We start from the raw sequence: 14,688 nt of genomic DNA, 5'->3' as shown, positions 1-14,688 counted from the left end.
TTACCGGCTAAATGCTTCCGAATGATGCCCACGCTAGCGCCGAAAATGTACCAGCCGGTAATTTACCTAAATTTTACTCACTACAGAGCCAGAATGAACTGAAGACAACCTTCAACTCCTTTCCGGCTTCTAGTGATATAATTTATGCCGTTTTATCCATATCCATTGCTGGCGTAGCTCAGTCGGTAGAGCAGCTGATTTGTAATCAGCCGGTCGGGGGTTCGAATCCTCTCGCCAGCTCCATTTCGCTATCCATTGCCTTGAATCCGGGTATCGCTCAGCGGCTCTCGCGACGGATATCTAAGCGGCGTACGAATTCGCCGATGATGATTTGATAGAGTCTGTCACCGAGGACGTGATCCTCGATGCCGGCATCGATGTTCGGGTTATCGTTAATTTCGATCACGTAGACACCGTTCTCGGTTTGTTTGAGATCGACTCCGTAAAGACCGTCCCCGATCAGTTTGGCGATGGCCAGCGCGGTATCGACGACAGCGCTAGGGGTCTCTTCGATTGGTAAAGTCCGAAAGTTTCCCTCTACGGCCTTCCCGGACGATCGGTGCCTGACGACTTGCCAATGCGCACGAGACATGTAGTACTGGCAGGCGAACAAGGGTTGTCCATTGAGTATGCCCACTCTCCAGTCGAACGACGTATAAACGAATTCTTGGGCGAGGATCAGATCGGATTCCTTGAACAGTTTTTGCGAAAGTGTTCTAAATTCACGCTCGTCATCGGCTTTGTATACGCCCCGAGAAAACGAGCCGTCCGGGATCTTAAGGACGACGGGGTAGCCGATGTTGCCATTCATCGATTCGACGTGCCCCTTTTGGAGAATTTTGCTTTTCGGTGTGGGAATGTGGTGCGCGTCCATTAGTTCGGCCAAATAGACCTTGTTGGCGCACTTCAGGATGGAATCGGGATCATCTATGACCACCATGCCTTCAATCTGCGCTTTTCTCGCGAAGCGATAGGTGTAGTGATCAATATTGGTGGTTTCGCGAATAAATAGAGCGTCGTATTCCGCCAAGCGCTCGTAATCTCTCTTCTCGATCAGTTCGACATCGACCCCTTGTTTTTTTCCGGCTTTGACGAGCTTTTGCAAAGCGCCGGCATTGGAAGGCGGCATGTTCTCGGCGGGATTACGCAGCACCGCCAGATCATAGCGCGACGTGCTCCTGGCGCGGGGCCTCCGCCATGGTTTCGCGAGGTAGCTGTTCAGTCCGTCGATGAAAAGTTGCCGGTTCGGTTCGCACATCGAGCTCGTGAGGTGCATCGGCTTTACGGTGTCTATATGCCACTTGCCTTGATAGCGGAACTCGACTTTAAGCAACGGACATTGAAATAGATCGAAGATCTGCCGGGAAAGGTCCTGCATATTCGGATCTTCGCAGCGACCGAAAAAAATCGGAAGCTCGAAGGTCTCATCGATTTTGCTCTCGCGCTTCTTGAAGCGTTTCTGGATTATGCCGTTGAGATCCTCGATGTTAAGGCTGTAAATGGATTTACTGCTGAGGCTGGTGAGGGTTCTCACGGTCGGAATGACCCGATGGCTGCGCGGCTCTGCCAGCAAAGAGCAAAAATACCCCATGCTTAAGTAACGATAACTGCGGCACAAATTGATGACGCGGACATCCTTCGTTTTCAGGTACTCGGCCTTCGATAAATAATCGCAGGCTGCAACCACGGGCACGCGCGGATAGTCCGGCTGCCAGTCCTTTAGACTCTCGACAACGACGATGTGGACGGACATATCAGTGGCGCCGGCGCGACTTTGATTTGCGAAGGATCAGTACAGACTTTTGTCCGGTTTTTCCGTAGCGGGCCATGCGTTGAAAATCGGTCTTGAGAATGGGCATGTTGATGCAGTCGGTGGCTGTCTTTCCGGCTGAATAATCGACATAGGGATCGTGCACGTAAAAATAATGTTCGTCGAAGCCTGTCACCACGATCCAGTGGGGAAACTTTTCCTGATAAAGACGATAGGAACTGATCAGCACAACCGGTATGCCGCCTTGCTCCATTTTTTCCTGCAACTCATTGCAGTTGAGGGCGGCATACACGATCTTGACCGGTAGTCTTTTCAGTTCATCCAAAAAATCCTCCTGTACGACCTGCATCACCACCCGTTTCTCTGGATCACGTACCGAGGTAATGAAAAGTGCGCCTTCATCATTGACATAAACCTCGACATCGAACCCGCGGTGAAACGCCGAAAGCGCGAGTCCATAAGGCCCGCACCCGCCGTGCCCGGAGGTCATGAAAACAGTGGTCGATTCGCGCCATAGCCGCAACTCGAGTTTTCGGTCCAGCTCTACATCGGATTGCAGGGTCTTCATGGCCATCATCAGGGATGCCGGACCGCAGGTGAAATCGAGAGTCTGCTGGTAATACGGCACCCGAGCCAGTTCCGGATTCAAATGAGGTGCCAGCATTTTCTCGAACCGCAAGGCCGAGGCGTGGTCTTCGTAGTAGTCGGGAACGCTTTCCAGATAACGATAGCCGAGATTTTCAAACAGTTTGATCGAAGGTCGATTATCGCGCCGAACTTCGAGCCGCAAGGTCACGCATTCGCGGTCCAGGGCCAATTCTTCGGAGGCTATTACCAGAGTCCGGCCTATGCCCTGGCTGCGATACGGCGGGTCGACCGCGTAGGAATACAGGCGCGCCAGCGAGGTGCCGGTATGGAATAGCACCATCGAATATCCGCGAATCACCCCTTCATGATCATCCACGAGGGTCGCCGCATTCGCCTTGGTAAGGAGATACCGGAAGTTGCGCCGGGAAATACGGTCCGTATCGAAACATCGGTCTTCGATCCGAACGAGGGCGTCCAGATCGTCCAAGTTGGCTGCGCGAATCATCAACGGTAGTGGGGGATAGGTGTCGGAAAAGATACTAGGCAGTTGTATGCCGACATCTTACCCGAAAATAGGTGGGCATTGTGCTCGCGGGGTCAAGCGCGGGAACAAGCCTGCGCTTGTCTGATGCCGATCAGCGGAGCTTGCTCTCGATATCAATGCGTTCCCAAGGCAGTTCGGTGAATGACGCGCCCATGTGGCCGTGTGCCGGTAGCATCCGGTAAAACATCCCTTTGTATTGCGCGGGCAAGTAGCGAAGTCCGAATTTCCGGATGATCGCTCCTAGCCGGAAATCGATGCATTCTTCGAGTCTGTTCTTGATCGTATTTTCGTCGACGCTGCCGGTACCGAATGCCGACACTTGAATGCTGACCGGCCTGGACTGCCCGATCGTGTAGCTCAGCTGGACTTCGCATTCGTCGGCGAGCCCGGCCGCTACAACGTTTTTGGCGGCGTAGCGTGCGGCATAGGCGCCGACGCGGTCGATACGGCAGGGGTCTTTGCCGGACAAGGCCGATCCGGAATGCCGCGCGTAACCGCCGTAGGTATCACTCGCTGTCTTTCGTCCGGTCATGCCCGAGTGTGCGGCGGGGCCGCTTTTCGGGAAAGTGCCGCGCGGATTGATGAAGATGTCTGTCTGATCGTCCGGCCGAATCGATTCGTTCGCAAAAGCGGGATTGATAACGTGGTCGAGAAGATCGGCGCGAAGCTGGGCTGCGTCGATTTGATCGCCCCCATGAGGCCCCGCGATCAGGGTAATGCTGTGAATCCTGTTCGGTCTGCCGCTTTCGAATTCCACGCCGACCTGCGTGGTACAGTCGGGCGATAAGTAGGAAACGGTTTTGTTCTCGCGCGCCACGGTCAGTTGCCGGGCCAAGCGGTTGGCCATGGTAATCGGAAACGGCATCAGCTCGGTCGTTTGATTGCAGGCGAAACCGAACTGAGTGATTTGATTGCGGACGGTGATTCGGTCGAGCTCCTTGTCGGTCAATTCCCGCTCGTCCCATTCATACCGTTGATCGAGAGGTTGCGCCATAAGGCTGGTGACCACGGTGCATTCGGCGGCGTTGAAATCTTCCTTGCGATAACCGACCGCGCCGACAACCTGCCGCGCCAGATCCGGAATGTCCACGGTCGCTTTCGAAGCAAAGCGGGCGGCGACGAACACGATTCCTTTCGACAAGGCGCATTCGGTCACGATATGAGAGTAAGGATCCTGCTGGAGAAACCGGTCAACAATCGCGTCGCTGATGGTGTCGCATAACCGATCGGGGTGCCCTTCGGCCACCGATTCCGAAGTGAACAAAAAGCTCTTTTTCATGATCGCCGCTCCTTTTGTTGCGAGTCGGTTTTTAACCGTTTAATCCCCTCATTGATTAAAAACGGCGTGGTTGCTCCGGCCCCGATCGCGACCCAATCGAGGGCGCCGATGGGCGAAAGTCGGAGCAAATTGCGCAACGGAGGCAAAAAGGCCGCGCCGATTTGAAGAGCGGCTGAACCGAACAAAGCCGCACTCAATAGCCGGTTGGTTGGCCGTTTCTCCCTATCGAACACGCCGGTGCGCTCGGACCGGCAACTGATGGCGTGGAGCAACTGACCGAGCGTGATAGTCATAAAGGCGCCGGTGCCCGCTTTTGGCCCCAAGCCATACCGGGCAACGCTATATCCGTAAACAGCCATGGCGCCGCCGGAGAGAAGCAGTGATTCACGCATCAATCTGGCGGCATCGGAGCGGCGGATGATTGGCTCGGTTGGGCTGCGGGGCGCCTGTTTCAGCACGTCCTGCTCGGGCGGCTCGAGCGCCAATCCGAGGCCGGGCAGGATGTCGGTCAATAGGTTGATCCACAGCAGTTGGATCGGGTTCAGCACTTCGCCGGCACCAAGCGCCGTGCCGATCAGCATGATCTCGACTTCGCTCAAGTTGCTGGAAAGCAGGAAATGCAGGCTCTTTCGGATGTTCAAGTAAATCGTTCGTCCCTGCTCAACGGCAGCGATCATGGTGTGCAGATTGTCGTCTTCCAGAACGATGTCGGCGACGGACCGCGCCACCTCGGCGCCCCCACCGCCAAGCGCCACGCCCACGTCGGCTGCCTTTAAAGCAGGGCCGTCGTTGACGCCGTCGCCGGTCATCGCTACGACGTGTCCGGCCTTTTGAAGCGCCTGGACGATGCGGAGCTTGTGCGCCGGGCTGACCCGCGCGAACACTGTCGTATCATTCACGATGCCCGCGAGCAGGTCGGGGTCGAGTTTGTCCAGGCTGGTGGAGTCGATGATTTCGAGAGCCTTAACGCCGTTCAGCCCCAAGCGTTTGCCGACGGAGAAGGCTGTGGCGCTCTGATCGCCAGTAATCATTACGGTATTGATTCCGGCTCCATGGAATTTGGCCATGAGTTCGGCCATCCCGGGGCGGACCGTGTCTTCCATCCCTATCAATCCTAGCCAGACCAGGTTTTGGCTTACGGATGCGGTGCCAATATCTTCGGAATATCCGAAGGCGACGCCCAGAACCCTCAACGCGCGGCCGGCCAAGCCTTCGTTCTGTGTCATGATCGCCGCACACTGCGTTTCGTCAAGCTCTACGTACTCGCCGTCGCGGAGCCCGTACGTGCACAGCCCGAGCACGTCGGTCGGACTGCCCTTGACCGCGACCAAGTGTTTTCCATCAGTGTTCTTGTGAACGGTGACCATATACGGACGATCCTCCGCCCGATGTACCGTCTTGACGAGCGGATGCCGCGCCCGCAATGCCTTGACGTCCTCGCCCGCGTCCAGTGCGATCTCCACCAAAGCCGACTCGGTCGGCGTTCCGTCGAGCTGGCGCCCGCTGCCGTTTTCGACCAGCTTGACTTCGCTGCACAGGCACACGATCTGAAGCAAGCGTTCGAGATCTCTCTGCTCGGCCAGATCGAACGATTCTCCGTTCATCAGCAACCTGCCGTTCGTGCGAGTGACGGAGATTGCAGGCATTTCGATCGTGACGGCCCGCATCCGGTTCTCGGTCAGCGTGCCGGTTTTATCGAGGCAAAGGGTCCTCACCGAACCGAGGCTTTCCACGGCGGGCAGCTGACGGACCAGCACGTGGTGGCGCTGCATTCGCCGTATGCCGAGGGCCAGGGTGGTGGTCGCCACCGCCGGCAAGCCTTCCGGAACGGCCGCGACGGCCAGAGATATCGAGGACTTCAACATTTGCAGCCAGGCGAACCCGCGCAGCAGGCCGAGGCCGAACATCGCCGCGCAGATACCGCCCGAAAACAGCGCGAGCTGGGTGCCCATACGGTCCAATTGGCGCTGCAACGGCGTCTCCGGCGGTTTGACCGATCCAACCAGGGATTGGATCACGCCGATTTCGGTGTGGCGGCCGGTCGACACCGCTACGGCCGTCCCGCTGCCGCCGGTGACGACGGTGCCGCGATGAACCATATTCTTGCGATCGGCCAGAGGGGCGTCCGCAGGAGCCAGATAGTTGTGGTGTTTGCCGACGGGGAGGCTTTCGCCGGTCAGCGCCGATTCGTCGACAGTCAACCGGTTGCTGGCGATCAGACGTGCGTCTGCCGCTACAAACGATCCCGGCTCGAGCACCAGAATGTCGCCGGGCACGACGTTTTCGACCGCTATTTCCGTCTTCTCCCCATCCCGAATGGCAAGCGCCCGGGTTGGTGTCAGCTTGGCCAGCGAACCGATGATTTTTTCCGCTTCACTTTCGGTGAAATAGCCGATGCCGGCATTGATCAACACGACGCTCAGGATGGCTAGAGCATCCGCGACGCCTCCGGTGGCGATGGAAATCACCGCCGACACGCCGAGCAACGCGACCGGCGGACTCATGAGTTGTCCCGCAAACATCGCTATGGCCGAGCGGGGTTTTTGCTGGCTCAAGGTATTCGGTCCGTGACGAAGAAGACGCGCCGCGGCAAGCTTTCCGGTCAAGCCGTCCGGTCCGGACCCCAGTGCCGTCAGCACCTCTTCGTCCTCGATTGCGTGCCAGACTCGCTTGCGGGAGGGGGCCTCTAAATCCGGATTCTCGACGATTTGGAGTGGCGGTTTTCCAAAAGCAGCCCGCCGGGCTTTCCAAAAGCCGATCTTGAGCGCATTGGAGTGCCTCGTGCCCTGGTGTCCGACTTTCGTCCGGGGTCCGCCGATCGCGGCATTGGTTTTCCAGTGTCTACGGGCACAAAGTTCGAGCTCGTCGATGATGAGGGCAATCGGCAGATCCAGTCTGAACCGGACCAAGGCGCTTCCGGTAAGCGGATTGGCGCTGACCGAGTCGAGCCACCGGCTCTTGGCCGGAAGTTCTTCAAGCGCCTTCTTCATGATTTCCGAGCGATAGAGTCCACGAACCTTGACCCGGATTCGCCCGGGAGCCCCGCGATGGGCAAGCGTGATCAAGATCGGTCCGACAGGGCTCGAATGGGAGGAATGATTTTGGCGGCGGGCGCTTTGATCGAACGTATCTTTCATCGGAAAAGCCGTTCCGCGACGGGGGATGACGGGCACCTGTCGCGATGAAAAGTTACTATGCTTCTGCGTATCCGGTCTCGGACGTCAAAAATGAGCTTACCTTAGCGTGGTTACCAAAATGTGACCCTGCGGCTACGATCCGTTACGGGATGCAGCCATATGCCCATGAACGAAGGTCGACGCTATGTGACGCTCATCCGCCAGTTGCAATAGGCAGAACAGCTGCTCTACGGCGTTTTCGCAGCGACTTAGTCGGGCAGCGAGGTATTGGTCTTCTTCGTAATCGAGCACGAAAAAATCGGCGCTCTTGCCCGGCTCGAAGTTTCCCGCTTCACTCTCAAGCCCGAGTGCCTTTGCCCCGCCCAGGGTCGCGAGATAGAGCAACCGGCCGGCATCCAAGCAGAAGTCCTGCAACTGCTGCACTTTATAAGTTTCGGACAGTTCCCGCCACACGGAGAACTGCGTACCGGCACCGATATCCGTGCCCAGCGCCACTCGAATGCCGCGCCGTAAATGTCGCCGTAACGGAAACAAGCCGCTCCCGAGATAGGAATTGCTGGTGGGGCAGTGGCACACGGTGCAGTCCGTCTCGGCCATCCGATCCATTTCCGGTTCCGTGGTGTAGATACTGTGCGCCAGCACCGTGCGTTCGGTGATGAGCCCGAAGCTATCGTAAACGTCCAGGTAGTCCCGCCTTTGGGGGAATGCGGTACGCACCGCGGCAATTTCTTCGCGCGTTTCGTTGATGTGGGTCTGGAGGTAGCTTTCCGGGTGGCTTCTCAGCAGCGAACCGCACAGCTCCAGCAACTCGGGTGAGCACGACAGCGCGAACCTGGGCGTAACGGCATAGTGGAGCCGTGGGGCGTGCCGGCACAATCCGATGAGCTTTTCGATCGAATTGACAGACTGTTCCGCCGTTTGCAGCAGCATCGGCGGTGCGTTCCGGTCCATCAAGGTCATGCCGGCAATCAGGCGAATGCCGGATCGTTCGGCCGCCTCGAATAGTGCGAGGTTTGCGTCGTAGAACTGAGAGCCGAACACCATGGCGGTGGTCGTTCCGCAGGTTAACAGGCGCTCGATGAATTGTTCCGCCGCCGCCCTGGCAAAGGATTCGTCGGCAAAGCGAGCCTCGGCCGGATAGACGGTGTTCTCCAGCCAGTCCAGCAAACCGTTTCCGAATCCGGCGGTCGCGTAGAACTGAGGGAAATGCAGATGTGCATCGATCAGGCCGGGGATGAGCCAAGCATCGCCATGGTCGACAAGCTCGCTCTCCGGAAAGGCGTCGAGCACGGCATCGCGTTCTCCGAGCAAGGCAACTCGGCCCGATGGGTCTATCGCCAACGCGCCTCGCTCGATGATTTCCAGAGTGTTTTCTCCGGCAAACGGATCGCCCCTCAAATGGGCGACCGTGCCGGCGTGTATCGTATCGGTCATCGCTGGCGTATCGATTCTTTGCCTCGTGATGTCTATTAGAGACCCAACAGCGCCGGCAATTCGTTGACGGAATCGATGATCTTGTCGGGCCGAATCGATGAGGCGTTCACATAACTTTCCCGATACTTGCCGGTTTTGACCAATATTCCGGTCATCCCGGCTTTTTGGCCACCGCCGATATCGAAATCGATATCGTCGCCTACGATGGCTGTTTCTTCGGCTCTCAGGCCCATATCCTGCAGCGCTATCCGGTAGAAATCCGGAGACGGTTTTCCCATTACCGTGGCTTCGACGCCGCTGCAATACTCGAGCGCCGCGACGAACCCGCCGATATCCATTCTAAGTCCCGTTTCGGTTTGCCAGAATCGATTCTTGTGGACGGCGACGAGCTTGGCACCCTGCATCAGTCGGTTAAATACTCGGTTGAGCAAGTTGTAAGACCAGTTTTCGCCGATATCGCCAAGGACGATATAGTCCGCCTGCTCGATGTCCGCTTCGGCGATATCGGCGAAGTCGCGTTTTACGTCTTCGGCCAGTAACAGAGTGCAAGGCCGGGAGCCACGTTGTTTCAGGTAGCGCAGAACCGCCTGCGGGGCACTCAGAATTTCATTGAATTCGATGTCGAACCCCAGTTTCACCAGTTTGTCGTGCAGCGAAGCCAGCGACCGAGTGCTGGTATTGGTGATGACACGAAGCGGATAACCCGCTGCGCGGATACGTCTTACGGTTTCCGGAGCGCCTTCGATGGTATGTGAGCCAACGTATAGCACGCCGTCGAGATCGAGCAGGATGCCTTTGATGTTGGAGAAAATGGCGGTTGACGAGCTGCGCTGGGAATTCATGGGATATCGGAGGAGTTGTCCACGCTCGCATTTATGGTCCGGTATTGCGCGTCATTCCGCAATTGCAGAACCGGCGATCGAATGCGCTATGACAAGCGAATTCGCGAAACTACGTATCTCCGTTAGGCTGTCAATGTATGACAGCGAAACTCGGCTTGATGATTTCGAAAACCTCGAAGGTCTGGATCCAGGCATCTTGAATGATGTTAGGGACCGTGTCCAAGGACAGTTCGAGCAGTTCCCAGGCGCCCTTGTCGACTCCCGTTTTTTCGGTGCTTAACACATCTTCCAGATTCACGCTGGGTTCGATATGGCTGGCCAGGGCGCTGGCCACGTGGATGAGCGCCGCATTTTTTCGATGATCCGCCGGAGCCTTGTTGGGCTCTAAATAGTGTGCCACGGCCCTTTGCAGGCGTTCGGGAAGTCTCCAGTTTCTCAATAGTTCGGCGCCGAGCTCGGCATGAGTAAAGCCGAAAATTCGCTGTTCCGCCTCGTTGATGGCATCTTCGCCGCGTTCGCTGAGTTCCAGAACGCTCCGGTATTGATCGGGACGGCAGGAGTAGAAGACCAGTCTGCCTACCTTGTGCAGCAGTCCGGCTATGAATAGGGGTTCATTTTCGAAGATCCGGCAGCGGAAGGCCAAGGAGCGCGCAATGACGCCGCAGGCGATGCTATTGAGCCAGAACCGTTCCATGTCCACCCAGTGCGGCGGAATTCCCCTGAACGTACTCGCCACGGACGTCGCCAGCACCAAATCCCGGACGGCATCTCTACCGAGTAATGAAATCGCCTGGGAAACCGTTTCGACCTTGTGCGGCACGCCGGCAAAAGCGCTGTTCGCCAATCTCAACAATCTTGCGGTCAAGGCCGGATCGTTGACGATCACTTCACCGATCGCGCCATTGGTCGAATCGGGAGACTCCATGAGCTGAGTCACTCTCAGAGTCACTTCGGGCAGGGATGCGAGCGTCTTTACTTCTTTGACGAGCGTTTGGGCAGTCATCGGTTTAACCTGATGTTCTTGGCGCTGGTGCGTCACTATTTTTTTACCGGAAATGCGGCGTTCGAGCGGACTCTCCGCTCGAATAGCGCAACCCCTCGGGCTAGAAAGATCTGATTTATCTTGTGGGGCGGCACTGTAGAAGTGTAGTCGTCCTGAGAAAACCGTCCTGCTCGTTGAGATAAGCGGAAGGGAAGGACTTATGGAGGCTGGAATGAACGCTAGCCGTGAAAAATCGACATCAAATCAGTCCCGGACGAATCGACATGTCCGAGGCTCTGGCGTCGGTCGGCAGAGGCGACCCTCAATAATGCCGATAAAGCTTTTTGGTCGAATCGCTTAGCGGTGCAGTCTCGCGCTTCAGATGATAACGGTTCTTGCCGGTCCGTTTGGCGTAATACATGGCCTCGTCGGCGGCTTTGACCAGGCTGTGGTTGTCGGTGCCGTGAATGGGGAAAATCGCGATGCCTATGCTGGAGCAGACGGCGATCTCCGAGCCATTCACCTCGATCGGACGAGCGACCGCGCTCAGAATTTTTTCCGCGACGATGCAGGCTTCCTCGGCTCCGGAAATTCCCGGAAGCAGCACGAGAAATTCATCTCCGCCGATGCGGGCGACCGTGTCGCTCTCACGGAGCGATTGAGATATCCGAAGCGCGGCTTGCTGTAGGACGAGGTCTCCCACATTATGTCCGTGCGTATCGTTGATTTCCTTGAAACAGTCCAAATCGACGAATAGGACGGCAAACTGCTGCCCATATCGGCTGGCGAACGACAGGGTACGGCTGATTCGGTCGTTGAACAGAATCCGGTTCGGGAGACTGGTAAGCGCGTCATAGTGCGCCAGGTAGTAAATCTGCTCCTCGGCGGTTTTGCGCGAGGTGATGTCGAGGCCTACACCCAGAAGGCAATCGCTCTGTCCCAGTTTGGCTTTTGTGCTGGTGAAGAAAAACGGGATTCGCTGCCGGTCCTTGGTCAGGAAATACGATTCGGCGAGGGACCGTCCCGAGGTGAACATTTCGATGATATTGTCCCCGACAAAAGCGTGTTTGTCGTCTTCGGGAACGAAATCCAGCGGGTGTGCACGTTTCAGTTCGCCCGCCGAATAACCGGACATCTCTTCAAAATTAGCGTTCCAGCGTAGAAATCGCCCATCCTTGTCCGCCAGATAGAAGATGCCGGGCAAACTTCTTATCAGATCGTCGGCGAATCGGACTTCATTCCGGAGTGTCTCCTCGGTGTTTTTCTGTTCCGTGATATCGGCGAAAGACCACACGAACTTTCCGTCGTCGATCGTCCGGACGCTGACATCGACCGTTAAGATGTTTCCGTTTTTGTGCCTCACTTTCAGCGTGCTTCGCGCGATATCGCCGGACGTCAGCGCGTCCAGGCGTAACAGTTGAGCGGAGCAGTCCTCTACAATCACGGCTTCGACATCGATTTCACTGTGCTCTCCGAACCGGTGGCCGAGTAAGTCGCAAGCGGCGCGATTGGCATAGACGCAACGTAGGCTGGTCTTTTCAGTCACGCAGATGGCGGCAGGTGACAATTCCAGAATCGTTTCGAGATCTTCCCGGGAAGGTGGGGGAATTTGTCTTGTTTTTGTGAAGCGTTTGCCAAGAATGGCAAGCAATGCGATGAGCGACAGCGGCCCGACGAAGCCCAAAAGCTGAAAATTTTCGAAAGCGCCTCCGTCAAGACGCAAAAATCCTTCGTTTCCGAGTATTGGAAGCGAAGGAGCAATAAGCACAAAAAGGCCCGCCATCCAAGGAAGCCAGCTTAGTACGGGAAATGATAGTCCTTTCATCCCTACGATCCAGTATCCGTAAAAGATTACGCGGAGCGAACCGCATTCGTCCCAGCGATATTCCGATTTCCGTAGTATGGGATGACGAGTACGAAACACCATAAGTATTTCTACTCATACAGAGGTATGAATCGCGGTCGAGATGGCGGCGGTTTCCGCCGGTTTGAGATGGCTGTGATTACCTACAGGAGTTCGGTATTTCGAGCAGTGTTGGGTTGGCCGGTGTCGATATCTACGTATTCGCAGAACGATGGATGAGCTTTGATTCGAAATTTCGGTTGTTGGGCAGGGGTGGGTAAAAATTCCGTGCCGGGTCCAAGGCAGCGGACAAACCGTGTTGCTTGCGATGCCAGTCTGTTTGGCTGAAAGCACGGGAAATTCTCGTCGGCAGTGGAGTAGCAAAAAAGTAGGGGCTCGGGGTGGGAGCAGGCTTCAGCCCGCGATGAACGGACGTGAGCAGACCGTTCCTTAAAAGGCGCAATTCCTTTGGCGCCTCTTTCTTCAGGACAGGGAAACGGTCACTCGGAATCTTCCTTGAACTGTCCCGGCTCCAGATTGTGCCGGCGCAGCAGCGAATAGAATTCGCTGCGGTTGCGCTTCGCGAGCCTCGCGGCATGGGTGATATTGCCGTGGGTCACTCTGAGCAGGCGGATGAGGTAATCCCGCTCGAAGCTCTTCTTGGCGTCATCCAGGGACACCATCTCGCCGGCCTGTCGCTGCAAGGCCCGTTGGACCAGGGAAGCCGGTACGATCTCGACGGTGGCGAGGGCGACGATTTTTTCGATGACGTTCAGGAGTTGCCGGATATTGCCCGGCCAGGGGCAGGTCAGCAGCAGGTCCATGGCCTCCGGGGCGTAGCCGTTGATGGTCTTGCCGTATTTCCGAGCGAGTTGCGCCGTGAAATGCCGGGTGAGCAGCGGAATGTCGTCGACCCGCTCCTGTAGCGAAGGAAGACAGAGATTCACCACGTTCAGTCGGTAGTACAGATCCTCCCGGAACCGCCCTTCGGCGATTTCCTTTTCCAGATTGCGATGGGTTGCGGAGACGATCCGCACGTCCACCGGCACGCTTTGCAAGGCCCCGACCGGCCGCACCGTGCGCTCTTGAAGAACGCGGAGGAGCTTCACTTGCAGCGGCAGCGGCATGTCTCCGATCTCATCCAGGAAGACCGTCCCGCCCTGAGCCGCTAGGAACAGCCCCTTGTGATCGCGGACGGCGCCGGTGAAGGCACCTTTGACGTGACCGAACAGTTCCGATTCCAGGAGATTTTCCGGGATCGCACCGCAATTGACGGCGATGAACGGTTTCTGCGCTCTGGGACTGGCGCGGTGTATGGCCTCTGCCATCAGTTCCTTGCCGGTGCCGGAGGCCCCGGTGATCAGTACGCTGGCATCCTGAGCGGCGACCATGCGCGCTTCGGTGAGCACGGCTTCCATCCCGGCATTGCGGGTGATGATGGTGTCCGACCAGTCGAATTCGGGGGGCGCCCCGCTCTGCTCCAAGGCTCGCTCCACTTCGGCCAGCAAGGCCTCGGCCTCGAACGGTTTGGACAAATAGCCGAACACGCCCCGCCGTACGGCGTCCACCGCATGGGAAACGGAACCGTGGGCGGTGAGAATGATGACCGGCAGGGCCGGATGGATGTGCTTCAGGGAGTCGAACAGGGTCAGGCCATCCATGCCGCCCATCTGGACATCGGTAATCACCAGCTTCGGCCGATGGGTGGCCGTTTTCGCCAGGGCCTCCTCGCCGCTGCCGGCCTCGATGACGGCAAAGCCTTCGAGGTCAAGGCGCATGGCCAGGAGCTTGAGCAGCGCAGGGTCGTCATCCACGATCAGGATTTCCGGCCTTTGTCTCATGGCTGCGACCCCGCGGGGCCGACCAGGAGACTGCGGATCGTCTGCAGCAGTTCGGCGTGTTGAAATGGCTTGATGATGAAGCCGGAGGCGCCCTCGCTCAAACAGGCTTCCCGTTCGCTGGGCGCGGCGCTGGCCGTTAGGAAAACCAGGGGAATGTTGGCCGTTTCGGGACTCCGCATCAACTGGCGCAGGACCTCCCAACCGTTCAATTCGGGCATCAGAAGATCGCACAGCACCAGGTCCGGCGGTTCGGCCGCGATGGCCTCCAGTGCGAGCCGGCCGTTTTCCGCCTGGATTACCTTATAGCCTTCCAGTTCCAGCAACTGCGACGTCAGCATCCTCAGTGCCGGATCGTTTTCAACCACAAGGATTGTTTTCATCATGCTCCCCCCTTAACGGTATCCGTACCAGAAACCGGGTTCCTTTT

10 protein-coding genes and 1 tRNA gene are annotated in these 14,688 nt (G+C 57.2%); 1 reads left to right on the top strand and 10 read right to left on the bottom strand.

Translation table 11 applies throughout. The features are described from left to right. Positions 1-167 precede the first annotated feature (167 nt). Positions 168-243: transfer RNA gene (locus ABJK70_RS10000), tRNA-Thr, on the top strand. 34 nt (positions 244-277) lie between these two features. Here ABJK70_RS10000 and ABJK70_RS09995 read toward each other — a convergent pair. The 10 genes from ABJK70_RS09995 to ABJK70_RS09950 form a co-directional block, all read right to left on the bottom strand. Continuing rightward, positions 278-1,753, bottom strand: coding sequence for a RimK family protein (locus ABJK70_RS09995; RefSeq protein WP_077730720.1), 1,476 nt, complete (start codon positions 1,751-1,753; stop codon positions 278-280). 1 nt (position 1,754) lies between these two features. Further along, a complete protein-coding gene (locus ABJK70_RS09990) occupies positions 1,755-2,864 on the bottom strand; it encodes a GNAT family N-acetyltransferase/peptidase C39 family protein (RefSeq protein ID WP_086134663.1) in 1,110 nt (369 codons plus the stop codon). Positions 2,865-2,994: 130 nt separating this feature from the next. Beyond that, positions 2,995-4,182 (bottom strand): methionine adenosyltransferase, encoded by a 1,188-nt coding sequence (gene metK / locus ABJK70_RS09985; protein WP_077730722.1) that lies wholly within the window; start codon positions 4,180-4,182, stop codon positions 2,995-2,997. Beyond that, entirely contained in the window at positions 4,179-7,319 is a 3,141-nt protein-coding gene (locus ABJK70_RS09980) for a cation-transporting P-type ATPase (RefSeq protein WP_347257910.1), read from the bottom strand. Before ABJK70_RS09980 ends, metK begins: the two co-directional genes overlap by 4 nt. Positions 7,320-7,451: 132 nt before the next feature. Next, positions 7,452-8,753, bottom strand: a complete 1,302-nt coding sequence (gene guaD / locus ABJK70_RS09975; RefSeq protein ID WP_156880154.1) for a guanine deaminase — start codon at positions 8,751-8,753, stop codon at positions 7,452-7,454. Between the two features lie 35 nt (positions 8,754-8,788). Continuing rightward, entirely contained in the window at positions 8,789-9,595 is an 807-nt protein-coding gene (locus ABJK70_RS09970; protein WP_086134664.1) for a TIGR01458 family HAD-type hydrolase, read from the bottom strand. A gap of 130 nt (positions 9,596-9,725) precedes the next feature. Further along, positions 9,726-10,598, bottom strand: a complete 873-nt coding sequence (locus tag ABJK70_RS09965; RefSeq protein WP_077730726.1) for an HDOD domain-containing protein — start codon at positions 10,596-10,598, stop codon at positions 9,726-9,728. Between the two features lie 301 nt (positions 10,599-10,899). Further along, positions 10,900-12,300 carry a diguanylate cyclase gene (locus ABJK70_RS09960; RefSeq protein ID WP_347257909.1) on the bottom strand — a complete coding sequence of 467 codons (1,401 nt, stop codon included), beginning with the start codon at positions 12,298-12,300 and terminating at the stop codon, positions 10,900-10,902. A 620-nt stretch (positions 12,301-12,920) separates the two neighbouring features. Then, complete coding sequence (locus ABJK70_RS09955) at positions 12,921-14,261, bottom strand: sigma 54-interacting transcriptional regulator (protein WP_077730728.1); 1,341 nt, start codon at positions 14,259-14,261, stop codon at positions 12,921-12,923. Then, complete coding sequence (locus ABJK70_RS09950; RefSeq protein ID WP_086134668.1) at positions 14,258-14,644, bottom strand: response regulator; 387 nt, start codon at positions 14,642-14,644, stop codon at positions 14,258-14,260. The genes ABJK70_RS09955 and ABJK70_RS09950 overlap by 4 nt, the downstream gene beginning before the upstream one ends. Positions 14,645-14,688: the final 44 nt, after the last annotated feature.

The sequence above is a fragment of the Methylocaldum sp. genome (genome assembly GCF_039794385.1).
Lineage (GTDB): Bacteria > Pseudomonadota > Gammaproteobacteria > Methylococcales > Methylococcaceae > Methylocaldum.
This window is presented reverse-complemented; position numbering and strand designations above follow the sequence as displayed.